This is a genomic window from Pseudomonas sp. JDS28PS106, from assembly GCF_036706555.1.
Taxonomy (GTDB): Bacteria; Pseudomonadota; Gammaproteobacteria; order Pseudomonadales; family Pseudomonadaceae; genus Aquipseudomonas.
Genome location: NZ_JBAJGT010000019.1, coordinates 48,002 through 71,563 on the forward strand (window position 1 = coordinate 48,002; position 23,562 = coordinate 71,563).

22 protein-coding genes are annotated in these 23,562 nt (G+C 60.4%); 9 read left to right on the plus strand and 13 right to left on the minus strand.

Going from position 1 to position 23,562, the window contains the following annotated elements; genetic code table 11:
* Positions 1-5: 5 nt before the first annotated feature.
* The 5 genes from TRP66_RS21925 to TRP66_RS21945 all read right to left on the minus strand — a co-directional run bounded on the left by TRP66_RS21925 (position 6) and on the right by TRP66_RS21945 (position 7,964).
* The gene (locus TRP66_RS21925; RefSeq protein ID WP_333407143.1) at positions 6-1,604 is read right to left on the minus strand and encodes an ABC transporter substrate-binding protein; all 1,599 of its coding nucleotides are present in this window, start codon (positions 1,602-1,604) and stop codon (positions 6-8) included.
* A 255-nt stretch (positions 1,605-1,859) separates the two neighbouring features.
* Positions 1,860-3,482 carry an ABC transporter substrate-binding protein gene (locus TRP66_RS21930; RefSeq protein ID WP_333407145.1) on the minus strand — a complete coding sequence of 541 codons (1,623 nt, stop codon included), beginning with the start codon at positions 3,480-3,482 and terminating at the stop codon, positions 1,860-1,862.
* Positions 3,483-3,745: 263 nt separating this feature from the next.
* On the minus strand, positions 3,746-5,347 hold the full coding sequence (locus TRP66_RS21935) for an ABC transporter substrate-binding protein (RefSeq protein ID WP_333407147.1): 1,602 nt from the start codon (positions 5,345-5,347) through the stop codon (positions 3,746-3,748).
* Between the two features lie 88 nt (positions 5,348-5,435).
* Positions 5,436-7,016 (minus strand): HET-C-related protein, encoded by a 1,581-nt coding sequence (locus TRP66_RS21940; RefSeq protein ID WP_333407191.1) that lies wholly within the window; start codon positions 7,014-7,016, stop codon positions 5,436-5,438.
* Between the two features lie 234 nt (positions 7,017-7,250).
* Positions 7,251-7,964 (minus strand): SIMPL domain-containing protein, encoded by a 714-nt coding sequence (locus TRP66_RS21945; protein ID WP_333407149.1) that lies wholly within the window; start codon positions 7,962-7,964, stop codon positions 7,251-7,253.
* A 192-nt stretch (positions 7,965-8,156) separates the two neighbouring features.
* On the opposite strand from TRP66_RS21945, the gene TRP66_RS21950 reads away from it, so the two are divergent.
* The 6 genes from TRP66_RS21950 to garD all read left to right on the plus strand — a co-directional run bounded on the left by TRP66_RS21950 (position 8,157) and on the right by garD (position 15,188).
* On the plus strand, positions 8,157-9,416 hold the full coding sequence (locus tag TRP66_RS21950; protein ID WP_333407151.1) for an ATP-binding protein: 1,260 nt from the start codon (positions 8,157-8,159) through the stop codon (positions 9,414-9,416).
* Positions 9,413-9,976, plus strand: a complete 564-nt coding sequence (locus TRP66_RS21955; RefSeq protein WP_333407153.1) for a response regulator transcription factor — start codon at positions 9,413-9,415, stop codon at positions 9,974-9,976. The genes TRP66_RS21950 and TRP66_RS21955 overlap by 4 nt, the downstream gene beginning before the upstream one ends.
* Before the next feature lie 145 nt (positions 9,977-10,121).
* Positions 10,122-10,871, plus strand: coding sequence for a FadR/GntR family transcriptional regulator (locus TRP66_RS21960; protein ID WP_333407193.1), 750 nt, complete (start codon positions 10,122-10,124; stop codon positions 10,869-10,871).
* A 291-nt stretch (positions 10,872-11,162) separates the two neighbouring features.
* On the plus strand, positions 11,163-12,074 hold the full coding sequence (kdgD, locus tag TRP66_RS21965; RefSeq protein ID WP_333407155.1) for a 5-dehydro-4-deoxyglucarate dehydratase: 912 nt from the start codon (positions 11,163-11,165) through the stop codon (positions 12,072-12,074).
* Between the two features lie 164 nt (positions 12,075-12,238).
* Positions 12,239-13,624 carry an MFS transporter gene (locus tag TRP66_RS21970; protein WP_333407157.1) on the plus strand — a complete coding sequence of 462 codons (1,386 nt, stop codon included), beginning with the start codon at positions 12,239-12,241 and terminating at the stop codon, positions 13,622-13,624.
* Between the two features lie 10 nt (positions 13,625-13,634).
* Positions 13,635-15,188: a galactarate dehydratase gene (gene garD, locus TRP66_RS21975; protein ID WP_333407159.1), complete on the plus strand. Its 1,554-nt coding sequence runs from the start codon at positions 13,635-13,637 to the stop codon at positions 15,186-15,188.
* 190 nt (positions 15,189-15,378) lie between these two features.
* On the opposite strand, the gene TRP66_RS21980 is transcribed toward garD, so the two are convergent.
* A complete protein-coding gene (locus tag TRP66_RS21980) occupies positions 15,379-16,002 on the minus strand; it encodes a Yip1 family protein (RefSeq protein WP_333407161.1) in 624 nt (207 codons plus the stop codon).
* A 237-nt stretch (positions 16,003-16,239) separates the two neighbouring features.
* Between TRP66_RS21980 and TRP66_RS21985 the strand changes: the two genes are divergently transcribed.
* On the plus strand, positions 16,240-16,473 hold the full coding sequence (locus tag TRP66_RS21985; RefSeq protein ID WP_333407163.1) for a PLDc N-terminal domain-containing protein: 234 nt from the start codon (positions 16,240-16,242) through the stop codon (positions 16,471-16,473).
* Here the strand turns inward: TRP66_RS21985 and TRP66_RS21990 are convergent, their stop codons facing one another.
* The 3 genes from TRP66_RS21990 to TRP66_RS22000 are packed head-to-tail and all read right to left on the minus strand — an operon-like array spanning position 16,474 to position 18,748.
* Positions 16,474-17,244, minus strand: coding sequence for an alpha/beta hydrolase family protein (locus TRP66_RS21990; protein WP_333407165.1), 771 nt, complete (start codon positions 17,242-17,244; stop codon positions 16,474-16,476).
* Positions 17,228-18,358, minus strand: a complete 1,131-nt coding sequence (locus TRP66_RS21995) for a DUF3182 family protein (RefSeq protein ID WP_333407167.1) — start codon at positions 18,356-18,358, stop codon at positions 17,228-17,230. The genes TRP66_RS21990 and TRP66_RS21995 overlap by 17 nt, the downstream gene beginning before the upstream one ends.
* A 12-nt stretch (positions 18,359-18,370) precedes the next feature.
* Positions 18,371-18,748 (minus strand): Rho termination factor N-terminal domain-containing protein, encoded by a 378-nt coding sequence (locus TRP66_RS22000; protein WP_333407169.1) that lies wholly within the window; start codon positions 18,746-18,748, stop codon positions 18,371-18,373.
* Positions 18,749-18,949: 201 nt separating this feature from the next.
* Here TRP66_RS22000 and TRP66_RS22005 point away from each other — a divergent pair, with 201 nt between their 5' ends.
* On the plus strand, positions 18,950-19,144 hold the full coding sequence (locus TRP66_RS22005; RefSeq protein WP_333407171.1) for a hypothetical protein: 195 nt from the start codon (positions 18,950-18,952) through the stop codon (positions 19,142-19,144).
* A 222-nt stretch (positions 19,145-19,366) separates the two neighbouring features.
* Here TRP66_RS22005 and TRP66_RS22010 read toward each other — a convergent pair whose 3' ends face one another.
* The 4 genes from TRP66_RS22010 to TRP66_RS22025 form a co-directional block, all read right to left on the minus strand.
* The gene (locus TRP66_RS22010; protein ID WP_333407173.1) at positions 19,367-19,570 is read right to left on the minus strand and encodes a hypothetical protein; all 204 of its coding nucleotides are present in this window, start codon (positions 19,568-19,570) and stop codon (positions 19,367-19,369) included.
* A 169-nt stretch (positions 19,571-19,739) separates the two neighbouring features.
* On the minus strand, positions 19,740-20,525 hold the full coding sequence (locus TRP66_RS22015) for a sulfite exporter TauE/SafE family protein (RefSeq protein ID WP_333407175.1): 786 nt from the start codon (positions 20,523-20,525) through the stop codon (positions 19,740-19,742).
* A gap of 115 nt (positions 20,526-20,640) precedes the next feature.
* Positions 20,641-22,425: a sensor domain-containing phosphodiesterase gene (locus TRP66_RS22020; RefSeq protein ID WP_333407177.1), complete on the minus strand. Its 1,785-nt coding sequence runs from the start codon at positions 22,423-22,425 to the stop codon at positions 20,641-20,643.
* Between the two features lie 203 nt (positions 22,426-22,628).
* The gene (locus tag TRP66_RS22025; protein ID WP_333407194.1) at positions 22,629-23,174 is read right to left on the minus strand and encodes a GAF domain-containing protein; all 546 of its coding nucleotides are present in this window, start codon (positions 23,172-23,174) and stop codon (positions 22,629-22,631) included.
* A gap of 246 nt (positions 23,175-23,420) precedes the next feature.
* On the opposite strand from TRP66_RS22025, the gene TRP66_RS22030 reads away from it, so the two are divergent.
* Complete coding sequence (locus TRP66_RS22030) at positions 23,421-23,558, plus strand: hypothetical protein (protein ID WP_333407179.1); 138 nt, start codon at positions 23,421-23,423, stop codon at positions 23,556-23,558.
* Positions 23,559-23,562: the final 4 nt, after the last annotated feature.

Genomic DNA, 23,562 nt, shown 5'->3' on the forward strand with positions numbered 1-23,562 from the left:
ACGGGTTAGTCGGCGATGCTGACGCCGGAGAAATTGTTGCGGCCGAACGGGCTGACGTGGAAATCCCGAACTTCGGCGCGCAATGGCTGGTTGACGGTCGAGTGCGCGATCGGGGTGATCGGCACCTGTTGTTTGAGGTATTGCTGGGCCTGCTTGTACAGGTCGGTGCGCTGGTTCTTGTCAGTGGTCGCGATGGCGGCCTTGATCAACTGGTCGTATTTCTCGTCGCACCACATCGAGTAGTTGTTGCCGCCGATGGCCGCGCAGCTGTAGAGCGTGCCGAGCCAGTTGTCCGGGTCACCGTTGTCGCCGGTCCAGCCAATCAGTGAGATGTCGTGCTCGCCATTTTTGGTGCGCTTGAGGTACTCGCCCCATTCGTAGCTGACGATCTTGACCTTGATCCCGACCTTGGCCCAGTCCGCCTGGAGCATTTCAGCCATGAGCTTGGCGTTGGGGTTGTAGGGACGCTGAACCGGCATCGCCCACAAGGTCAGTTCGGTGCCCTCTTTCACGCCCGCAGCGCGCAGCAGTTCCTTGGCTTTCTCGGGGTTGTAGGGCGCATCCTTGATGGTTTCATCGTAGGACCACTGGGTCGGCGGCATAGCGTTGACCGCCAGCTGGCCGGCGCCCTGGTAAACGGCATTGATGATTGCCGGCTTGTTGACCGCCATGTCCAGCGCCTGGCGCACTTGCAGGTTGCCGAGCGGCTCATGGCGAACGTTGTACGAGATATAGCCCAGGTTGAAGCCGGGGCGCTCCAGCACTTTCAACTGCTTGTCGGCCTTGAGTCCTTCCAGGTCCGCGGGGCGAGGGTTCAGCGTGACCTGGCATTCGTTCTTGCGCAGCTTCTGCATGCGCACCGATGCGTCGGTGTTGATCGCGAAAATCAGCTGATCGATCTTGACCCGGCTCGGGTCCCAGTATTCCTTGTTGCCGCGATAACGAATCTGCGAGTCTTTCTGATAACGCTGGAACACGAACGGCCCGGTACCGATGGGCTGCTGGTTGATGTCGCGCACATCGCCTTTGGTCATCAGGTAGTCGGCGTACTCGGCGGATAGAATGCCCGCGAAGTTCATGGCGATGTTTTGTACGAAAGCAGCGTCCACAGTGTTGAGGGTGAAGACCACGGTCAGCGGGCCGGTCTTCTCGATCGACTTGATCTTGGTGTTCAGACCCATGCCCGTGAAGTAAGGGAATTCGGTGGGGTAGGCTACCCGGAACGGGTGATCGGCCTTGAGCATCCGGTTGAAGGTGAACACCACATCATCGGCGTTGAAATCGCGGCTGGGCTTGAAGTTCTTGTTGCTGTGGAACTTGACCCCTTCGCGCAGATGGAAGGTGTAGACCAGACCGTCGGGCGAGACGTCCCAGGAGGTTGCAAGGCCGGGCACTACCGACGTATCACCTTGCTTGAACTCGGTGAGGCGGTTGTAGATCGGCTCGGAAGCATCGTTGTCGGTCGCCGCGGTGTATTGGGCACTGTCGAAACCCGCGGGGCTGGCCTCGGAGCAGAAGACCAGACTGCTCGCGGCCTGAGCCTGCGAAGTCAGCGCGGACAACCCCAGACCCAGCAGCGAGGTCACGGCTAATGATTTACGCATGATGATTTCCATCCTTCAAAGGACGAGCCGGAGGCTCATTTTCTGCGCGGCCAACAGGCTTGGCCCGAACAACATGCACGAAGCGACCGCGACGTTATGTCGGCACAAGCAAACGGTAAATAGGCTCGGAGGCCGCAGAACATGTAGGAAAGCGTCGTCGAGAAAGTAGGAAAACGCTTCTGATGGCCGCTTTCCCGCCTGCCCGCCAGTATCCGCAGTCGGACAGCGCCGCAAAAACGGCGCTGTCGACGTCGATTACTTCACGCTGACGCCATAGAAGGAGTTCAGACCGAAGGGGCTGATCTTGAAATCCTGCACAGTGCTGCGCATGGGCTGATAGACCGTGGAGTGCGCGATAGGCGTCATTGGCACGGCGTCCTTGAGGAGATGCTGCGCCTGTTTGTACAGCTCGGTGCGCTTGGCCTGATCCGGCGTTTCCTTGGCCTGGTGGATCAAGGTATCGAACGGCTTGTCGCACCATTTGGCGAAGTTGTTGCCATTTAGCGCGTCGCAGCCGAAGAGCGTGCCCAGCCAGTTGTCGGGGTCACCGTTGTCGCCGCTCCAGCCGATGAGCATCGCGCCGTTCTCGCCGGCCTTGGCGCGCTTGATGTATTCGCCCCACTCATAGCTGACGATCTTGGCGTTGATGCCGATCTTCTTCCAGTCGGACTGGAGCATTTCGGCCATCAGCTTGGCGTTCGGGTTGTATGGACGCTGCACCGGCATGGCCCACAGGGTGATCTCGGTGCCTTCCTTGATGCCGGCTTCCTTGAGCAGCGCGCGGGCTTTCTCGGGATCGTAAGCCGCGTCCTTGATGCTGGTGTCATAGGACCACTGGGTCGGCGGCATGGCATTGACGGCCAGCTGGCCAGCGCCCTGATACACCGAATCGATGATCTGCTGCTTGTTGACCGCCATGTCCAGGGCCTGGCGAACTTTCAGCTGCGCCAGCGGATTGGGCTGATCGCTGCCCTTGATCTTGTCCATGACGTTGTAGGCGATATAGCCCAGGTTGAAGCCGGCCTGATCAGGCATCTTCAGGTTCTTGTCGGCCTTCAAAGGTTCCAGGTCGGCCGGACGTGGATACGCCGTGATCTGGCACTCGTTCTTCTTGAGCTTCTGCATGCGCACCGACGGGTCGGTGGTGATGGCGAAAATCAGATTGTCGACCTTCACGTCTTCCGGCTTCCAGTAATCCTTGTTGCCGGTGAAACGGATATTGGAATCTTTCTGGTAGCTCTTGAACACGAACGGGCCGGTGCCGATCGGCTTCTGGTTGATATCCGCGGCCTTGCCTTCCTTGAGCAACTGATCGGCGTATTCGGCGGACTGGATCGAAGCGAAACTCATGGCCATGTTCTGGATGAACGCCGCGTCCACGGTCTTGAGCACGAACTTGACGGTGTGATCGTCGACTTTCTCCACCTTGGCGATATTGGTGTCCATCGCCATGTCGGTGAAATACGGGAATTCGGTCGGGGCGGCTTTGCGGAACGGCATGTCCTTGTCGATCATGCGGTTGAAGGTGAACAGCACATCGTCCGCGTTGAATTCACGGGTCGGCTTGAAATATGGCGTGGTGTGGAACTTGACGCCTTCACGCAAATGGAAGGTGTAGGTCAGTACGTCTTCGGAGACATCCCAGCTCTTCGCCAGACCTGGCTGAACCGCGGTGCCGCCACGCTCGAACTGCACCAGCCGGTTGAAGACGGTTTCCGCCGACGCGTCGAAGTCGGTACCTGTCGTGTACTGAGCCGGGTCGAAGCCCGCCGGGCTGCCTTCAGAGCAGAACACCAGGTTGGAGGCGGCGTGGGCGAATGGAGCGCCGGCAAGCAGACCTGCACCGACAAGGAATGGAATGACCGCGTGTTTGAGCATGGTGGCCTCAGTTGTTGTCATTTTTCTGGTTAGAGGGACCGACCTCATGAGTCGTCCCGCCGATACTTATGCAGACGCCATACCCAAATCAAGATGTTGACGTCAAAGACGCCGCAAAGAGTGGCACGCACGTACAGGAATGTCGCGAAAGTATAATTCTTGACACATTTGAACGTTTGCGAAGTCCATTTCAGACCTTTCCGCGCACCAAACGGGTACGGCCGAACGTGGCGTTTGCACCCGATCGGGGCTTGATTGGGGCATTATTTTCCTAGACCGACGCCATAAAAGGGCGTCAGCCCGAACGGACTGATCCTGAAATCCTGCACTTCCTGGCGCATCGGCTGGAAGACCCGCGAGTTGGCAATCGGAGTGATCGGAACCTGGGCTTTGAGCAGCGCTTGCGCCCTGCGATACAGCTCGATGCGCTGTTCGCGGTCGTTACTGACCTTGGCTTGCTGGATGAGCTTGTCATAGGCCGGATCACACCATTTGGCGTAGTTGCTTCCGTTGATCGCCGCGCAGCTGTACAGCACGCCAAGCCAGTTGTCCGGATCGCCGTTGTCGCCGGTCCAGCCGTAGATCATGGCGTCATGTTCGCCGGCCTTGGCGCGGTTGATGTATTCGCCCCATTCATAGCTGACGATGTTGGCCTTGATACCGATCTTTTCCCAGTCGGCCTGGATCATCTGCGCCGACATGCGCGCGTTGGGGTTGGAGGCCCGCTGCACAGTCATGGCCCAGAGGTCGATCACGGTGCCGGGCGCGACACCGGCTTCCTTGAGTAATTGTTTTGCCCGGACAGGATCATGAGGCGCGTCCTTGATGTCCGGATCGAAACCCCACTGTGCGGGCGGAAGTGCGTTCTGTGCCAGCACCCCCGCGCTCTGGTAGACAGCCTTGATGATCGCCGGCTTGTCGATGGCCATGTCCAGCGCCTGCCGCACCTTGAGCTGGTCCAGTGGCGGGTGGCTGACGTTGTAGGCAAGGAAGCCCAGGTTGAAGCCCGGCTGACTGAGCACTTTGAGTTTCGGGTCCTGCTGCATCTGCTCGATGTCCTGCGGGCGCGGGTAGCCGCTGACATGGCATTCGCCTGTCTTGAGCTTTTGCAGACGTACCGCGGCATCGCTGTTGATGGAAAAGATCAGGTTGGCGAGCCTGACGTCTTCAGGTTTCCAGTACTGGGTATTGCCCGCGTAGCGTATCTGCGAATCCTTCTGATAGCGCTTGAATACGAAGGGGCCGGTGCCGATGGGCCGCAGATTGATGTCCTGTGCCTTGCCTTCCTTGAGTAACTGGTCGGCGTATTCGGCTGACTGGATCGAGGCAAAGCTCATCGCAAGATTCTGAATGAAGGCCGCGTCGACGTTATTCAGGTTGAAGCGCACCGTCCGCGCATCGATCTTTTCGACGCTCTTGAGCGTGGTGTTCAGGCCCATGTCGGTGAAATAAGGAGACTCGGACGGGTAGGCCTTGCGAAACGGATGGTTGGGATCGAGCAGGCGATTGAAAGTGAACAGCACGTCGTCGGCATTGAAATCGCGGGTCGGCGTGAAATAGTCCGTTGTATGGAATTTCACGCCTTCACGCAGATGGAAGGTGTAGCTCAGGCCGTCTGCGGATGTTTCCCAGCTTGTCGCCAGACCGGGCTCCACCTCGGTGCCGCCCCGCTTGAACTGCGTCAGCCTGTTGAAGACGGTTTCCGCCGAAGCGTCGAAATCCGTGCCGCTGGTGTACTGGCTGGGATCGAACCCGGCGGGGCTCGCTTCCGAGCAGTACACCAGCGTGGTCGCGGCCTGAGCCAGAGGTGTGCAGGCGAGCAGGGCGGTCGCCACCGCCAGCGGCTTCAGAAGGTTATGGCTCATGAGGTCCTCTCGAGATAAGGCGGTGTCGCGCCGGTTCCCGAGTAGACCATGGAAACGTCACTGCGGTCCGTCTGCTGGACCAAGGGCGTCATTTGCCGGTGATTCTGTCCCAGAAATCCTTGAGGTCAGCGACTTTCTCGAAGAAGGTATTCATGAAGCTTGAGCTTTCAGAGTTGAATCTCCTCAAAGCATCTTGCGCGCTTTTCTGAAGGCGTTTCTGGCCGTCTAGCAGGTCGCTTTTCTGCGTAGCCCGTTTGACGTTCTCCGGATGCTTGCTGGCCCATTGCCGAACGATCCCGTCCTGCCACTCGCTATCCATAGGATGGGTGAAATACCGGGTGGCGAGGATTGCCGGATGCTCGGCGTCCTGCTTGCCGTGCGCCATGGCGAGCACTGCCTGGCCGACGTCCAGAACCGCTTTGCGGGCCAGCTCGGCGGCCAACAGATGCAAAGGGTGCTCTGCATGATCCTTGGCAAGCTGGGAATGGGAAGGGTCGGTCGATCCGCTGGTATTGGGATCGTCGCCGAGCAGTGTCTGCATATCATCGATGCTGTTGCCGAACCAGGTTGCGAGTCCTTGCATCACAGTGCCAATTGCAGAGCTGACGATGCGCCCGGGCAGGCTGGTGAAATGATAGAACTGCTCTACCTGACTGGCGAACGGAAGACCGGCCCATTTGTCCCGCGCCGCCAGAAAGGTCTCGTAGGCCTGGAGCAGGGCGGGATTGGAGTGTTCGCTCAGCAGGATGAGTATGATCTGGTCCCGCTCGGAGCGCTCCCCCGTTCTCGTGGCTTCGAAGGGCTTCTGCTCACTGGAAAAAAGGATCTTGCCCAAGGGTGCGGCAAGGCTGGCGATGACGTCGCTGCCGCCGAACATGCCGGTGACCAGCGGCAGCCGGTGCTTGCAGGGGGCTTGCGACGTCCAAGGCAGCACATCGGTATAGCCGGCCTTGATCAGGCTCAGTTCGACGAAATTGGAGTGGGCAAAAAAGTCTTCGAGAATGTGCAGCGCCGAGCCCATGGCCCGAAGGCCGTCGGTGGACTTCAAGCCGGCATTCGTGGCGGATGTGAGCATGTCGCTCATGACGTCGGCCGAGCGCTTGATGTAGCGCTTCATCGATGTGTCCGAATCGACTTCCAGCAGAGGGTCGCCGGGCAATACCGGATCCTCGAAGTCCGGGTCACGATCTTTCGGATTTGCCGGGCTCGGGTTGACCGCCTTCGGGTTGTCGATATGTTCGCTTGCCCGGTAAACCCCGAGACGCTCTGGCGTCACGATGAAGCGAGAACGGTCGATTTTCATCAGGTCCGTGAATTCCCTGACAGCCAGAATGTCGACAATCCTCGTCAGCGCTTCGCGAGACAACACGTCCGGAAAATTCTTCGGCATGTCGGCTGCGCGGACGATCTTGGGGTCAAGCAACTGAGAATAATCGCGCAGCCAGTTTCCGTAATAGATGGCGCGTGTCTCGTTATGGCTGAAGCCAGCAGTCTCCAGCACTTTTTCGATGGTGCCATGAGTCGCATGCTCCTCACTGCCCTTGCCGGCTTCGAACCGCGCTGCCATTGGAAGCGGCACAGGGATACGCGTTTCAACGGGACGAGTTTCAATGGGGTTTGAAGCATCAGGAGCGGATACAGCCTGGGCTGTCTTTGCAGAAGGATTCATCCATGATTCCTTGATAATAAGTAGGGTATTGAGGGTCACGCATCGGCGACCGGATGCCGAGTCGATAACCGAAACGTGCGGTATGAATGTTGGGCTTCGAAGGGGATTCTGAAAATCAGACTGGGCGCCTGGCACTGTAGGAGGCCGTGCCGGAGGGGCGGGCAAAAGGATCTGGCCAGGCAGGGAAAACGGCGGCAATCAGATTGCCGCCGTGGGTTGCAGGACCCGTAGCGGTCAGGGAACGGCGACCTCGATCACCCCGTCCGCGGCCACGTTGACCTGACTGGTACCGGCCTCGATATCCGGCGTCGGCGCGGCATCCTCGCGGGCAGCTTTCATCATCATCGAAGGCGCACGCAGGTAAGGCTGTGGATAACCCGATGTATTGAGGTTCAGGTTGACCAGCTTGTAGCCGGTGCCACCGAGCGCCTCGGTCACCAGTTGTGCCCGCGCCTTGAACGCGCTGACGGCATCCTTGAGCAAGGCGTCTTCACTGGCCTTGCGCGCAGGAGGGGAAATGGAGAAGTCCATGCCGCCCATCTTGAGTTCGCCCAGCAGCTCGCCGGTCAGGCGGGAAAGCGCGGCAAAGTCGGTGCTTTCCAGACGCAGTTCGGCACGCTCGCGCCAGCCGGTGATCTTCTGGCCTTTGTCGTCATAGATCGGGTAGCTGTTGCGATTGCCCTGGCGGATTTTCACGTCCTTGGCCTGTCGCGCCTGGGCCAGACCCTTGTTCAGGGTTTCGGTGATCTGCGCGGCCAGCTTGGCCGGATCGCTGTCCTGCGCTTCGGTATAGAGCGTGACGAGCATCAGATCGCGCTGCACTTCCTGATTCACTTCGGCGCGCAGGGAAATCTGATTGTAACGCGGCGCTTCAGCCAGCGCGGGAAGGCTGACGGCGGCCGTGGCGGCCAGGGCGAGAAGCGTGGCGGCGGGGCGAAGGTTGAACATGGTGACTCCTTGTTATCGTAGCGCCTGCGACACAACGTCGCTCGGCGCAAACCCATGAGACTGTTGTCAGGATTGGCGGTTCCAGGCTGGACCGAGGGCTCAGGCCTGTGGTGCTTTGACGCACTTTGCCAGTTTTGCGCCACGCTTGGTTATACTCGCTGCGATTCGCTGTCGCGGTCATCAGGAGAGCTTATGCTCGCCCCCATACAAACGCTTTCGGCCACTCGGCAAAACCTGTGGCGCCTGACATTCATCCGCATTCTGGTGCTGGCCGCCCAGGCCGGGTCGGTTGGCATCGCATGGCTGCTCGATGTGATGCCCCTGCCGTGGCTGCAGCTGTCGATCACGCTCGGCTGTTCCCTGGTACTGTGCGTGCTGACGGCGCTGCGACTGCGCACCTCGTTGCCGCTTACCGAACAGGAATATGCGTTGCAGCTCGCGCTCGATCTGTTGATCCATAGCGCCCTGCTTTATTACTCCGGCGGGTCCACCAATCCGTTCGTTTCCTATTATCTGGTGCCCCTGACCATCGCCGCCGCGACCTTGCCGTGGCGTTATTCGCTGATCCTGTCGGGCTTCGCCTTGAGCCTTTATACCCTGCTGATGGTGCGCTCCTATCCGCTGGAAACCTACCCCAGCGCGCGCGAGAACATGCAGGTCTACGGCATGTGGCTGAGTTTTGCGCTGGCCGCAGGGGTCATCACTTTTTTCGCGGCGAAGATGGCCGAAGAGATGCGGCGTCAGGAGCAGCTGCGCGGCGAGCGCCGGGAGGAAGGCTTGCGCGACCAGCAATTGCTGGCGGTCGCGACTCAAGCCGCAGGCGCCGCGCATGAACTGGGCACGCCGCTGGCGACCATGAGCGTACTGCTCAATGAAATGCAGCAGGAGCACAGCGATCCGCAGCTGCGCGACGATCTCGGCGTCCTTCAGGAACAGGTCAAGCAGTGCAAGCACACCCTGCAGCAACTGGTCCGGGCTGCCGAAGCCAATCGCCGTATGGCCGTCGAGCACCAGCCGGTGACCCGCTGGCTGGACGAGTCACTGAATCGCTGGCATTTGATGCGACCTGAAGTCAGCTATCGCTTCCAGCAGTTGGGCAAGGGCGACGCACCCATGCTGTCGCCGCCACCGGATCTGACCCAGGCGCTGCTCAACCTGCTCAACAACGCCGCCGATGCCTGCCCCGACGATCTTGGGGTAAGTCTGGACTGGGATGCTGCCGAGGTCTGGGTAAGCATCCGCGATCATGGTCCGGGCGTGCCGGTCGCCATCGCCGAACAGATCGGCAAGCCGTTTTTCACCACCAAGGGCAAAGGCTTCGGCCTGGGTCTGTTTTTGAGCAAGGCCAGCGTCACCCGTGCGGGTGGCTCGGTAAAACTCTACAGTCATGAGGAGGGCGGTACGTTGACCGAGCTGCGCCTGCCCCGTGATACACGAGGAGAAGAAGCATGAGTGACGAAGACATTCAGGTCGATGGCGAAGAACTGCCGCATCTGCTGCTGGTAGATGACGACGCGACGTTCACCCGGGTCATGGCGCGTGCCATGGGCCGACGCGGTTTCCGGGTCAGTACCGCGGGCTCTGCCGAAGAAGGGCTGGCACTGGCCCAGCAGGACATTCCTGAGTTCGCCGCGCTGGACCTGAAGATGGACGGCGACTCGGGGCTGGTGCTGCTGCCCAAACTGCTGGAACTCGATCCGGACATGCGCGTGGTGATCCTCACCGGTTATTCGAGCATCGCCACCGCTGTCGAAGCGATCAAGCGCGGCGCGCGCAATTACCTGTGCAAGCCGGCCGACGCCGATGACGTGCTGGCGGCGCTGCTCTCCGAGCATGCCGATCTCGACACCCTGGTGCCGGAAAACCCCATGTCGGTCGACCGCCTCCAGTGGGAGCACATCCAGCGCGTGCTGACCGAACACGAAGGCAATATTTCCGCGACCGCGCGAGCCCTCGGGATGCATCGACGCACTCTGCAACGCAAATTGCAGAAGCGTCCGGTACGTCGCTGAAACCGACGGGCCAGACACTTGGAGCGCCTGTTCCACGGGCGTTTGGCAACATTTCCCGACAGGTCTTTTACCCTGTCGGGCTGTGATCGTACAACTGCTGAGCTATGATTGGCTCTTACTCATTCGTCCGAGACTGATGTTGGATATGGAAAACCAGAGCGCACCACCCCGCGCCCGTAGAAAGCACCGCAGCCTTGCGCAGGAACTGGTGGTCGAACTGTCCGAGCGTATTCGCAGCGGGCAGATCAAGCGCGGCGAGAAGCTGCCGACCGAGTCGGCGATCATGGAAGAGCAGGGCGTCAGCAGGACGGTCGTGCGCGAGGCTATCTCTCGTCTGCAGGCATCCGGCCTGGTCGAAACCCGGCACGGCATCGGTACATTCGTGCTCGACACGCCAAGCCCGAGCGGATTCCGCATCGATCCGGCGACCATCGTCACCTTGCGTGACGTGCTGGCGATCCTGGAATTGCGCATCAGTCTCGAGGTCGAGTCCGCCGGACTGGCGGCTCATCGACGCAGCCCCGAGCAACTGGCGGCGATGCGTGAAGCGCTCGATGCGCTGAGCGAGAGCGTTGCCCATGACAGCGACGCCGTGGCGTCGGATTTCCAGTTCCACCTGCAAATTGCGCTGTCGACCGGCAACCGCTATTTCACCGACATCATGACTCACCTGGGTGCCAGCATCATTCCCCGCACCCGGCTGAATTCCGCGCGTCTGGCCCATGACGACCAGCAGCATTACATGGACCGTCTGAGCCGTGAGCACGAGGAAATCTACGAAGCCATCGCTCGCCAGGACGCAGATGCTGCCCGCGCTGCCATGCGCCTGCACCTGACCAACAGCCGCGAACGCCTGCGCCATGCGCACGAAGAGGCGGAGTCGCAGCGGGCCTGAGTCCGCCGATCCAGCAAGCCAGGTTCCTGTAGGAGCCAGCTTGCTGGCGATTGGTTTTGCTGGCGATCCACATCACGCTGCATCAGGTTGTCATATAACCCATCCCTACCTTCCGCATCCCCCCACACCCCGCGTAATCCAAGGCCTTCACGCCCACTCATCGCCTCTCGATGCAAAAACCTCAAAATCCCTGTTGAGACATTTTATTTTCAGTTGTACGATGACTTACGACATCGGCACTGCCCCGGTGAATTCATCCACAACAACAAAGTCTCACAGGGTGTTCGCACAATGAATCCACAAGAACTCAAGTCCATCCTCTCTCACGGTCTGCTGTCCTTCCCGGTTACCGATTTCAATGCTCAGGGCGATTTCAACCGCGCTGGCTATGTCAAACGCCTGGAGTGGCTGGCTCCGTACGGCGCAAGCGCACTGTTCGCCGCAGGCGGCACCGGTGAGTTCTTCTCCCTGGCGGCCAGCGAATACTCGGAAATCATCAAGACCGCGGTCGATACTTGCGCTACCAGCGTGCCAATTCTGGCAGGCGTTGGCGGCCCGACCCGTCAGGCCATCGAATACGCACAGGAAGCCGAGCGCCTGGGCGCCAAGGGCTTGTTGCTGCTGCCTCACTACCTGACTGAAGCCAGCCAGGACGGCGTTGCCGCTCACGTTGAAGCGGTCTGCAAGTCGGTCAAGATCGGCGTTGTCGTCTACAACCGCAACGTCTGCCGCCTGAACGCAGACCTGCTGGAGAAACTGGCCGAGCGTTGCCCGAACCTGATCGGCTACAAAGACGGCCTGGGCGATATCGAGCTGATGGTTTCGATCCGCCGCCGCATGGGCGACCGCTTCTCGTACCTGGGCGGCCTGCCAACCGCCGAAGTCTACGCCGCTGCCTACAAGGCGCTGGGCGTACCGGTCTACTCGTCGGCCGTATTCAACTTCGTACCCAAGCTGGCAATGGACTTCTACCACGCCATCGCTCGTGACGATCATGAAACCGTCGGCAAATACATCGACGATTTCTTCCTGCCATACCTGGAAATCCGCAACCGCAAGGCTGGCTATGCCGTCAGCATCGTCAAGGCCGGCGCCAAGATCGCAGGTTATGACGCAGGTCCGGTCCGCGCTCCGCTGACCGACCTGACCGCCGAAGAGTGCGAAATGCTCGCCGCGCTGATGGACAAGCAAGGCAAGCAGTAAGACAGGCAAACGCAGAACCGCTGAGTGATCAGCGGTTTTGTCGTTGGAACAGCTGGAATTGTTGCAGGTAGGGACGCCGCTGCCGCCGGATCCCTAAGGGGCCTGTAACGCTGCACACACAATATGTTTTACCCGCGTAAAAAAATAATAGTGGGAGTTCATCGATGCAAAAGTCCAAGCCGACTCACGTCCGCTATTTGATCCTGTTGATGCTGTTTCTCGTCACCACGATCAACTACGCCGACCGCGCCACCATCGCAATCGCCGGCTCAAGCCTGCAAAAAGACCTCGGCATCAGTGCCGTCACCCTGGGTTACATCTTCTCCGCATTCGGCTGGGCCTACGTGGCCGGCCAGATCCCTGGCGGCTGGCTGCTCGACCGGTTCGGGTCGAAGAAAGTCTATGCCATGAGCATTTTCACCTGGTCGCTGTTCACCCTGCTGCAAGGCTATGTGGGTGAGTTCGGTGTCTCGACCGCCATAGTCGCACTGTTCATGCTGCGCTTTCTGGTGGGTCTGGCCGAAGCGCCATCCTTTCCCGGCAACGCCCGCATCGTGGCGGCCTGGTTCCCCACCGCTGAACGCGGGACCGCTTCGGCGATTTTCAACTCGGCGCAGTACTTCGCAACCGTTCTGTTCGCTCCGATCATGGGCTGGATCGTCTACACCTACGGCTGGCAGCATGTATTCGTCGTGATGGGCGCGGCCGGTATCGTGTTCTCGGCCATCTGGATGAAGGTTATCTACAGCCCGCGGCAGCATCCGATGATCAACGACGCCGAGCTGGAACATATCGCCAGCAACGGCGGCATGGTCGACATGGATCAGGACAAGGGCAAAGGCAAGGAAAAGCCGGCCAACAGCGGTCCCAAGTGGGACTACATCCGCCAGCTGCTGACCAACCGGATGATGCTCGGCATCTATCTGAGCCAGTACTGCATCAACGGCATCACCTACTTCTTCCTGACCTGGTTCCCGGTGTACCTGGTGCAGGAGCGCGGCATGACTATCCTGAAGGCGGGCATCATCGCTTCGCTGCCGGCGATCTGCGGCTTCATCGGTGGTGTGCTGGGCGGGGTGATTTCCGACTACCTGCTGCGCAAAGGCCATTCGCTGACGTTCGCCCGCAAGGCGCCGATCATCGGCGGTCTGCTGCTGTCGACCTCCATCGTCACCTGCAACTACGTGGATATCGAATGGGTCGTGGTGGGCTTCATGGCGCTGGCGTTCTTCGGCAAAGGCGTCGGCGCGCTGGGCTGGGCGGTCATGTCCGACGTATCGCCCAAGCAGATTGCCGGCTTGAGCGGCGGTCTGTTCAATACATTCGGTAACATCGCTTCGATCACCACCCCGATTGTGATCGGCTACATCATCAGCACCACGGGTTCGTTCAAGTGGGCACTGGTGTTCGTCGGCGCCAACGCGCTGCTGGCCGTGATCAGTTACATTTTTATCGTGGGTGAGATCAAGCGCGTGGAATTGGTAGAGCCTCCAGTCAAGGGGCCATTGTCAGACGACGCCGTCGGCAACCTTTCCCGAGCCAAATCCTGAGGAAACCGTGATGAACCTGATTCAACATGCCGACTCTCCACGGTATATCCGGCTGCATCCGCTGGATAACGTGGTCGTGGTGGTCAATGACCAGGGCGTGCCTGCCGGAACCGAATTCGACAGTGGACTGGTCACTGTCGACAACGTCCCCCAGAGCCACAAGGTCAGTACCGTGGACCTCGCCGAAGGCGATGCCATCATTCGTTACGGCGTGCCGATCGGCTACGCACTGCAACCGATACCGCGCGGCAGTTGGGTCAGGGAAGACCAGCTGCGCATGCCATCGGCGCCGGAGTTGGACAGTCTGCCGATGTCCGACGCAGTGCCCGAGAAGCAACCGCCGCTGGAAGGCTATACCTTCGAGGGCTACCGCAACGCGGACGGGACCGTGGGCACCCGCAACATTCTGGGTATCACCACGACCGTTCAATGCGTGACCGGCGTGCTGGATTTCGCGGTCAAGCGCATTCGCGAAGAGCTGCTGCCCAAGTACCCGAACGTCGATGACGTGGTTGCGCTGACCCATACCTACGGCTGCGGTGTCGCTATCACCGCGACCGACGCCTACATCCCGATCCGGACCGTGCGCAATCTGGCGCGCAACCCGAACCTGGGTGGCGAGGCGCTGGTGATTAGCCTGGGCTGCGAGAAATTGCAGGCCGGGCAGGTCATGCACGAAGGCGACAGCTCGGTGGACCTGAGCGAGCCGTGGCTCTATCGCCTGCAGGACTCCAGCCACGGTTTCAGTGAAATGGTCGAGCAGATCATGGAACTGGCCGAGGTGCGTCTGAAGAAGCTGGACAAGCGGCGTCGCGAGACGGTGCCGGCTTCCGAACTGATCCTGGGCATGCAGTGCGGCGGCAGTGACGCATTCTCCGGTATCACCGCCAACCCGGCGCTGGGCTTTGCCTCTGACTTGCTGCTGCGCGCGGGCGCGACCGTGATGTTCTCGGAAGTGACCGAAGTGCGGGACGCCATCTACCTGCTGACCTCGCGCGCGGAGAATCAGGAAGTCGCCCAGCAACTGGTCAACGAAATGGACTGGTACGACCGTTATCTGGCAAAAGGCGAGGCGGATCGCAGCGCCAATACCACCCCGGGAAACAAGAAGGGCGGTCTGTCCAATATCGTCGAGAAATCACTCGGCTCCATCGTCAAGTCGGGCAGCAGCGCGATCAATGGCGTGGTGGGGCCGGGCGAACGTGTGGATCGCAAGGGCCTGATCTTCTGCGCGACGCCGGCGAGTGACTTCGTCTGCGGCACCTTGCAGCTGGCGGCCGGGATGAACCTGCACGTGTTCACGACGGGGCGCGGCACGCCTTACGGCCTGGCAATGTCGCCGGTGGTCAAGGTATCGACCCGTACTGAGCTTGCTCAGCGCTGGCCGGATCTGATCGACGTGGACGCCGGCCGCATCGCGACCGGCCGTGCCAGCATCGAGGAGCTGGGCTGGGAGCTGTTCCACTTCTACCTGGACGTGGCCAGCGGTAAGAAAAAGACCTGGACCGAGCACTATCGCCTGCACAACGACATCACCCTGTTCAACCCCGCGCCGATCACCTGATCGGCCCAATCGCCAGCAAGACGGATCGCCGCCCGCTGGCTCCTACAGATTGTGTAGGAGCCAGCTTGCTGGCGATAAACGCTCAAGGGTTTTGCCGGAATATCTGCATCGAGCCCTTCGCGAGCAAGCTCGCTCCCACGGATTCGCGTACGACGCTGGACCTGTAGGAGCCAGCTTGCTGGCGATTCCACTACTCCGGCACGTCCCCCAATACCTTTCTCACATACTCCGGCGTCAAACCGTTGTACCAGAGCAGGATGGTCGAGATCAGAAGGGTCACCAGCACCAGCAGCCCGACACCCCACACCGCCGCCGCGTAGAGCGGTGCCTTGCCTTCCGGCAGGCGCATGAAGGTTCCTGTCCCGACGAACAGCAGCAGGGTCGAATACGCGGATGCCAGCCCGAGCACCAGAATCGCCAGCCAGCGACTCGGATACAACCCTGCCAGGCCTGCCAGGAAATAGGGCGTAGCGACATAGGTGGCAAAACCGACGCACTGATTCAGCGTCGGGCGTGCCTCGAATGTCCGTGACATCCAGCGAATGAAGACGCCCATCAACGCAACGCCGATCAAGGTCGCGACGTACAGCAACGCACACAATTGCAGCGCGCTTGTGGTCTCCAGCCAGACCCGCTCGCCCCGCGCCAGGCTCCAGCCGACCTGGGTCGTCCCGATGAACAGACAAATGGCCGGAATCAGCGCCAGCAGCACCAGATGGGGCAGATATTGTCGCGGCGACTCGTCTTCCTGAGCGCGAATGTCGCGCCATGCCTGTTTGGGCTGAGTGAAGAGTTTGATAAGGCTCGCGGTCATTGGATTTCGCTCCACGGCGCAGTAGCGCTCCATCAGGTTCCTGGGGCTCCTTAGCGCTTGGATACCTGCCAGAGCAATGGTTTCGTGGCTGCGCGAGACTGGCGGACCGGCGGCTGCGCCAAGTCGCAAAAGCGTTTGATTTTTCCTACTTCGCTGAACTTTAAGGGGCCTGCGCGCCTCTTCTATTGCAAGGGCGGCCGGTCGAGTCGCCTCAGTCGAAATGAGCAGGAGGTTCAAATGTTATCGGAAAGCGATCTGTGGCTCTTTACGCTGATTACCGCGCTGGTGGTGATCGCGGATATATGGGCAATCATGCGCGTGCGCAAAACCGTAACCGCTTCCAACGACAAGCTCATGTGGATGATCGTAATCGTGGCTGTACCGATTCTAGGTGTACTGGCGCTTCTGATTGCCGGCCCGCGTCATGTGCCCCGTCCCGCCGAACCGGGGAAACAGGGCACCAAGTACTGATCAGGAATATTTGGCTGAGTGGTGAGGGTAGTCGACCAGACGCGCGCCAATGACCATTTCGCTGATCCAGTTGGTCAGCATGGAGCTGTAGACGCTCTGGCTGATGTCACTGCTCAGCGCGTGGTCGGCGCCGTCGACCAGACGGTAAGTCAATGAATGCGCATGTTCGAATGCGCCGCGGTAGCTCATCAAGGTTGCATGCGGAACGTAATCGTCCTGTTCCGACTCGATCAGCAACACATCCCCATTGAAGTCCTTGCAGGCTGCCAGCGCTCGATTATCGGCCGCGGTGAGCGCGGAGCGGCGGTAATGCGCCAGCTTGTCGCGATCCAGTTGTTGCTTGGGCATGTCCCAGTCCGCGTCCCAGTAAAGCGCCGGCACCCGCAGGGCCAGCCATTTCACCGGCCGCAGCGAACTCAGGATGGTCGCCAGATAGCCGCCGTAGCTGCTGCCGATGACAGCAATGGCCTCAGGGTCAACGGCAGGATGGCTGACCAGAAGGTCATAGGCGGCCAACAAGTCTTGCAGGCTTTGCTCGCGCGACACGGTGGCCCGTAGCTCATGGGTACGTTCATGGCCACGCAAATCGAAGGTCAGGCACACGCATCCCAGACCGGTAATGTTCTTCGCGCGAGCCAGGTCCCGTTGCTGGCTGCCGCCCCAGCCGTGGACGAACAGGATGCCAGGCATCTTCTCGCCAGGCGTCAGAATGGTCCCCGAGATCGACTGATCGTCGACGTTTATTTCAATGCTTTCACTGCGTACGCTCATAAGGTTCGACCTGTATGTATTTAGTGATGAAGCCAACTTGCGGATCGTCGCCTTCGAACAGCACATCCGCGCCCCGAGGCAGAATGGTTTCGCCATAGACTTCGTGGGTGGACACGTCGATCCGCTGCAATGCCGGGGCCTCGCTGAAGGCAATCAGCGCCTCGATCTCGGCCGCGCTGGCGCCGCCGATGCGCCAGGACTGCTCCAGCACACCCGAACACAATTGCCCGTCGGCACCACGCCCCAGGGCGATGTCGTAATTGCGGCGTGAGGCAATGAATCCCGGAAAACAGCTGGAGGCCGCCTGGTCGTAGGCCATGGCTTGCCTGATCGAATGGCGTACCGGCTCGTCGAGTTCCAGCGCCAGCAGAGCATCGAACCCGCCTCGTACCAGGCGCAGGCTGGAGCCGCCGTATACGTTCTCGCCCTGATTGTCCCGGGTCAGGCACTGAGTACCGTGATAGCTGGCGATCATGCCCGCTATCCGCACTTGGCCGACGCTGTAGGTCACGACGTCCTGAAGGTTCTGTTCGAGCACCAGGCCCCAGCGTTCCATGTCCTGCCCGTCCTGGGCTTCGATGGCGGCGGTCAGCTCGCCCAGGGAGGTCACCTCGATCTGTCCACGCCCGGCAGTCGCCAGCACCGGCTTGACGCGAATCAGTCCGGTGTCGAGCAGGCGCTTGCCGGCCTCCAGCGCATCGCGCTTGCTGAACACGCTATAACCGCCGAGCACGGCGTCGGCGACACTCCGGTGAAATTCGTCGGACCAGCCGGAAGGCCGCGCGCTCGCGTTTTCCAACAGCGGGTGCGAGATGGCCTTGGTGGCCATGAACGGTTCGGCGATCAGGCCGCCGAACAGATCCTGCTCAGAGTCGATCTTCAGGTGGCGGTGCTGGTCATGGCCGATCAGCGTGTCGGAAGGCACGAAATACAGGTTCGCGTTACTTGCCTTCGCCGCTTCCGGATCGTACATACCGCCGAAGCCGGCACCGAGCAGGCGTGCGATCTTGCGCGCCAGTACTTGGTGAACGACCAGTTCATGAGTGGCGAGCTTTTTGTGGGTGGGCAACAGAACGACATCGGTTTTTACAGCAGCTGTTCGGGACCCGCTCATAGGCGCGCTCCTTTACGAGGCTTTTTTGAGGGCGTTGATCAGTTCCTGCTTGCTCATTGTGGAGCGCCCGGCGATCTGCAGGCCGCGTGCGCGCTGCATCAAGTCTGCCTTGGTCTGGGATTCCAGCGACTGGTCCGAGCGCCGTTCGCCACGTTTGGTAGCGACGGCGCGTTTGGCCGAATCCTTGCGGGCCGCGGTTTTCTTCGAAGCCGGCGTCTTGCTCCCTGAGCCGCCTTTGCGTTCGCCGCCGCCGGACTGTTTGTTGACGGTTGCCCAGGCCCGAGCCTCGGCTTCGCCTTTGGATACGCCTTTTTTCTCGTACCCTTCCTCGATGTGTTCGGCCTTGCGCTTCTGCTCCTGGGTGTACTTGTCTTTGTTTGCGGTGGGCATGGCTTGAGTACTCCGATGGTCGATGGATTTCTCAACGGCTTCACAGTTATGAAGCCCGCCTCTGCGCCGAGTTCCTGAAGCTTGATCGGAGTCTCTCGGCGAGACGCCTCAAATCCGGCCAGTGCCATGCTTCTGCAACAGTCGCGTGTTTATATCCACGCCATCGAAACCGTTGTCCCCGGAACCTGTAGGAGAAAGCTCATGAGTCTGATTGCCAAGTGGGCATGGCAGCTGGCCCTCGTCGTATTGCTTGGCTGGATCGCTGCGGTCACTGCTGGCTGGAGCAGTTCCATCGTCAATGGCACCGGCACCGAACGTCTGGCGCAACTGACCCCCACGCACCAAGCGACCAGCACCGCGGCGCACGACATGACACTGGCCGGCAGCGCCGAGTGACGCCGTGAAGGTTTCTACTTTTGCCGGGCAAAAAAAATGGCCCGCAACAAGGCGGGCCAAATGGGATTCATCAAAGGAGTGAGTCAAATCTAAAGGCCGGCAGGTGAAGAGGATGTGAAATGGATGTCACGGAATCGAGAACCTTTCCGTGTCAATGGACACAGGGCGGCAGACGAAACAGCACTGTCAACGCAGGCGACAGCGCTGTTCGATGAAAAGGGCTCAGGCTACCGGAACGTCGCTCACGCGGTCCGCGCGAGACTGCCGGGCTGAACGCCAGGGAAGGGGATGGGGAGCATCGATGCGCGATTGCATGCGATCGGCGAATGTCTTGGCTTCTTGCCAGTTGCGGCAGGTCACCGGGTAGTCGTCCAGCCGGACAATCCAGTGGTTGTCGTGATTACCTTCTTCAATCCGGATAAGCATGGTCAGCATCTCCATTGGCGAGGTGGGCAGGTGTCGGGTCAACGGCGCGCAATAACGACGCCGGGAATCCTGCGCCGAAATCACTCACTCGACCACCACTATGATGCGAAACCCGATGAACGCATTGATACGGCTCAACAGTGGCTCATGTGCCCAGGCTTCGCGGCCCTCAGAACGCCAGCTTGAAACCGATCGAGCCCAGCATCACCGCCAGGAACGGCCGCAGCAGGTCATCCGAAACGCGGCCTGCCATGTGGCTGCCAATCCAGATGCCGGGCAGCGAACCCATCAACAGCCAGCCCAGCAATTCCCAGTTCATGTTGCCCATGCTGGCGTGGCCCAGGCCCGCCACCAGCGTCAGGGGCACGGCATGGGCGATCTCCGTACCGACCAATCGCCGGGTAGGCAGCAGCGGATAGAGAATGAACAGCGCCACGGTGCCCAGGGCGCCGGCGCCGATGGAAGTCAGCGCGACCATGGTGCCCAGCAACAGGCCGGTCGCCACCGTCAGCGCATTCAGGCTCGGGCCGCTGACCAGCGAGTGTCCGTTGCCCCGACTGTGCGCAAAACCCAGCAGACGCTTCTTGAACAGGACTGCCAGGGCCGTGAGCAGCAGGACGAAACCGAGCGCCTGTTTGATGATGGCGTTGACGGCTTCCGGGGCGCTGTCCAGGGTGCTGAGGAACCACAAGGTCAACAGCACGGCCGGAACACTGCCCAGCGTCAGCCAGCCGGTGATCTTCCAGTCGATGTTGTCGTTCTTCTTGTGGACCAGTACGCCGCCGGATTTGGTGATCGCCGCGTACAGCAGATCCGTGCCCACCGCCGTCGCCGGGTTGATACCGAACCACAGCAGGATCGGGGTCATCAGCGAGCCGCCGCCCACGCCGGTCATACCCACGATAAAGCCCACCACCAGGCCGGCCACTACAAACCCCAAACCACCCACATCCATAAATGACCCTGCACCGCTGATTTGTCAGGTAAAAAGTGGCGGGCAGGATAGCGCCTTCTCTTCTAAGCGGTTATGAAGATGTGTTCTAAGGTTATAACTGATTGCCTATGAGCGTTCAGTAATGGCGATACGCTGCGGCCTGCACGCCAAGCCACGTCTCAAGCGCGTCGACTTCCATAGGCCTGGCGATCAGGTAGCCCTGGCCCTCATGGCAGCCCCAGGCGGACAGCAAGTCCTTGACCTGCTGCGTTTCGATGCCTTCGGCCACCACGCAGTAACCCATCTTCTTCGCCAGGCCGATCAGCACCTTGACCAGTTGCTGATCGTTGCAGTCGCTGATCAGGTTGCGCATCAGCGACTGATCCAGCTTGACCGAGTTCGCGGGCAGCTGGCGCAGGTAACTCCAGTTGCTGTAGCCCGTGCCGAAGTCATCAATGGCGATATGCATGCCCAAGGCGCGCAAGCGCTCCAGCTGGCGGCGGACCTCGGCCGGGTTCTTCATCAATGCGCTTTCGGTGAATTCCAGCTCGAAGCGGGTCGGCGAGACGCCATATCGGTCCAACAGGGCGATCATGCGTTCGGTGAACTCGGGGCCTGACAGGTCCTGCGCAGAGACGTTGATCGCCGTTCTCAGATCGAGCCCCGCCGCATGCCAGGCCGCCGCCTGTTCGATGGCGCTGGTCAGTACCCAGATGCTCAGCGGGCGCATCAACGCGGTCTTTTCCGCCAAGGGGATGAATTCGGCCGGACCGACCGGACCCAGCGTCGGGTGCGTCCAGCGCAGCAAGGCTTCGACGCTGGTACAGGCGCCGGTGGTGAGATCGATCCGGGGCTGATAGACCAGACGCAGTTGATCGGGCGCGCGAACGGCGTCGGTCAGCGCGCTGAGCAGACTGAAGGCCCGCTGCCGCGCCGCGTCCCGCTGCGGCTGATAGCGTTCCCAGCCGGACTGATGATCGCGGGCATGGTCGGCGGTGCTGACCGCGCGCCGAACCCAGTCCGGTTCGGGACCGGCTTCGGCCCGCAGATCCACCACGCCGATGCCGAGCTGCATCTGCACCGGAATGCCCTGGCACTGCACAGCCGCTTCGAAAGCGTCCAGCAGCGTGCGACACAATTGTTCGTCACAGATATCGCCCGGTATCAGCAAGCCGAAGCGGGTCGGGCTGACCTTGTACAACAGGCAGCCTTCCGGCAGCAGTCGCACTAGCCGTTCCTTGATCGCAATGACCAGATCCTGGGCAAAGCCATAGCCGAGCGCTTTGACTACGTCGCTCAGGAACTCGGCGGTGAACATGTCCGCGACCACCAGCCGACGATTCAGACTTGAATGGATGGCCTGGCGCACGTCCTCTTCCAGCCGCTCGCGGTTGTACAGCCCCGACGCCTGATCCAGATAACAGTTATGACGCAGGCTGACGATGTGCTTCATGACCAGCGCCGCCATGCGCTTGAGCATCATGACATCGCGGGCGCTCATGGCAGGGCGCGGCTGGGTGTCGATGATGCACAGGCTGCCCAGACGAAGACCATCGTCGGTAATCAAGGGCGCGCCGGCGTAATAACGGATTCCAGGATGGCCAGTGACCAGGCTGTTATCGACGAACCGCTCGTCCCGGGTCGCGTCGAGGATTTCCAGCGGCTGGTCGCTCAGGATGGTATAGGCGCAGAACGACAAGGCGCGCGGCGTCTGTTGGACGTCGAGCCCCGTTCGAGCGCGAAACCATTGGCGATGCTTGTCGACAATGGACACCAGCGCGATAGGCGCCTGAAAAAAATCCGCGGTCATGGCGACGATTTCGTCGAACACCGGGTCGCTGACACTTTCGGTCACGCACAGGTGGTCGATCCGCGCCAGGCGGCGTGCTTCGTTTAGGGGGATTGGCGCGCCGGTGTGCATGAGCGTACTCGCATCGAGTGATGCCTATTTGATATTACGCCGCACTCTAGCAGATGCCATGGTTTTGACTAGACGACGGTTCGGCATATGGGTCGGGTTTGAGCGTTTTTTGCTCAATCGATCCTGCTCTATCAAGCGAACGGCGCGGGCTGGCAGGCCGAGGCGCCGTTCGTCGTCAGATTGCCAAAACTGCTGTCCCGGCCTCAGCCGGCCTGTTGCGTTTCGAGCAGCGACCCGGAAGAGGCGGCGCCGGCGCTGCAAAGCTGGGCTTCCAGGAGCTGACCGTGGGCATACAAGGTACTGGCGATCAAGGTGCAGAAAACCTTGAGCGTGTCGATCATTTCTTCGTCATCCAGTTTGGCCGGGATCGGATCGAGGCCGCACAAGGTGCCGAAGAACTCACCGTCGGGAAAGATGATCGGCAACGAGAAATAGCTCTGGAAGCCAAACAGCTTGGGGATCGGGTGATCGGCATACTTCGCGTCGCTCGCCACTTCGCTGATGATGACCGGGGTCCGATGCAGCCGCAGCTCCTGGCAGATCGTCTGCTCAAGCTCCAGCTCCTGGCCCGGTTCGACGCCGAACTGCACTTCATCGTGAACGGCGCAGGCGAGCCAGCGAGTGTCGGTCACCTTGGCGATGGCCGAAAATCGCATGCCGGTCAGACGATTGACCAGTTTGAGCAGGCTCGACGTTGCTTCGATTTCGCTGATCACCGCGAGCTCAATGGCCGTCAGATTGCAGTTCAACATGTTCGTACCTCAACGCCAGGTTTCCGGAGGGGCTCGCAGCGCTCAGCAAGTGACGCCTCAGCTTTATGTGCCGTGATCCTGCCATACATCTTCCGCAGGCACCTAGGTATTACTTTTCGATGCACCGTATTGCGTGCGTCTGTGCGAAAAGCCATTCAAACGAAGAGATTTCCGCTCGTGGCAGCAGGTTGAACTGCTCAGGCCTTGCACTGCCCAAAGAGGGTCAATGCGAAGGAGACGATCATGAGCGACGAGAAAGATCCGAAAGACGCGGAAAAAGACCTGCCTGAAGATGACGACACCCCTGCTCATGCCACTGAAGAAGAGCGTGAGCGCCTCAAGGACTTCAACAAGGACGGCATCCCACCCGGCGCCTGGTGATCGA

Coding starts and splice junctions, on each gene's coding strand:
- TRP66_RS21925 (WP_333407143.1), bottom strand. CDS start 1,604: ATGCGTAAATCATTAGCCGTGACCTCGCTGCTGGGTCTGGGGTTGTCC.
- TRP66_RS21930 (WP_333407145.1), bottom strand. CDS start 3,482: ATGCTCAAACACGCGGTCATTCCATTCCTTGTCGGTGCAGGTCTGCTT.
- TRP66_RS21935 (WP_333407147.1), bottom strand. CDS start 5,347: ATGAGCCATAACCTTCTGAAGCCGCTGGCGGTGGCGACCGCCCTGCTC.
- TRP66_RS21940 (WP_333407191.1), bottom strand. CDS start 7,016: ATGAATCCTTCTGCAAAGACAGCCCAGGCTGTATCCGCTCCTGATGCT.
- TRP66_RS21945 (WP_333407149.1), bottom strand. CDS start 7,964: ATGTTCAACCTTCGCCCCGCCGCCACGCTTCTCGCCCTGGCCGCCACG.
- TRP66_RS21950 (WP_333407151.1), top strand. CDS start 8,157: ATGCTCGCCCCCATACAAACGCTTTCGGCCACTCGGCAAAACCTGTGG.
- TRP66_RS21955 (WP_333407153.1), top strand. CDS start 9,413: ATGAGTGACGAAGACATTCAGGTCGATGGCGAAGAACTGCCGCATCTG.
- TRP66_RS21960 (WP_333407193.1), top strand. CDS start 10,122: ATGGAAAACCAGAGCGCACCACCCCGCGCCCGTAGAAAGCACCGCAGC.
- kdgD (WP_333407155.1), top strand. CDS start 11,163: ATGAATCCACAAGAACTCAAGTCCATCCTCTCTCACGGTCTGCTGTCC.
- TRP66_RS21970 (WP_333407157.1), top strand. CDS start 12,239: ATGCAAAAGTCCAAGCCGACTCACGTCCGCTATTTGATCCTGTTGATG.
- garD (WP_333407159.1), top strand. CDS start 13,635: ATGAACCTGATTCAACATGCCGACTCTCCACGGTATATCCGGCTGCAT.
- TRP66_RS21980 (WP_333407161.1), bottom strand. CDS start 16,002: ATGACCGCGAGCCTTATCAAACTCTTCACTCAGCCCAAACAGGCATGG.
- TRP66_RS21985 (WP_333407163.1), top strand. CDS start 16,240: ATGTTATCGGAAAGCGATCTGTGGCTCTTTACGCTGATTACCGCGCTG.
- TRP66_RS21990 (WP_333407165.1), bottom strand. CDS start 17,244: ATGAGCGTACGCAGTGAAAGCATTGAAATAAACGTCGACGATCAGTCG.
- TRP66_RS21995 (WP_333407167.1), bottom strand. CDS start 18,358: ATGAGCGGGTCCCGAACAGCTGCTGTAAAAACCGATGTCGTTCTGTTG.
- TRP66_RS22000 (WP_333407169.1), bottom strand. CDS start 18,748: ATGCCCACCGCAAACAAAGACAAGTACACCCAGGAGCAGAAGCGCAAG.
- TRP66_RS22005 (WP_333407171.1), top strand. CDS start 18,950: ATGAGTCTGATTGCCAAGTGGGCATGGCAGCTGGCCCTCGTCGTATTG.
- TRP66_RS22010 (WP_333407173.1), bottom strand. CDS start 19,570: ATGCTTATCCGGATTGAAGAAGGTAATCACGACAACCACTGGATTGTC.
- TRP66_RS22015 (WP_333407175.1), bottom strand. CDS start 20,525: ATGGATGTGGGTGGTTTGGGGTTTGTAGTGGCCGGCCTGGTGGTGGGC.
- TRP66_RS22020 (WP_333407177.1), bottom strand. CDS start 22,425: ATGCACACCGGCGCGCCAATCCCCCTAAACGAAGCACGCCGCCTGGCG.
- TRP66_RS22030 (WP_333407179.1), top strand. CDS start 23,421: ATGAGCGACGAGAAAGATCCGAAAGACGCGGAAAAAGACCTGCCTGAA.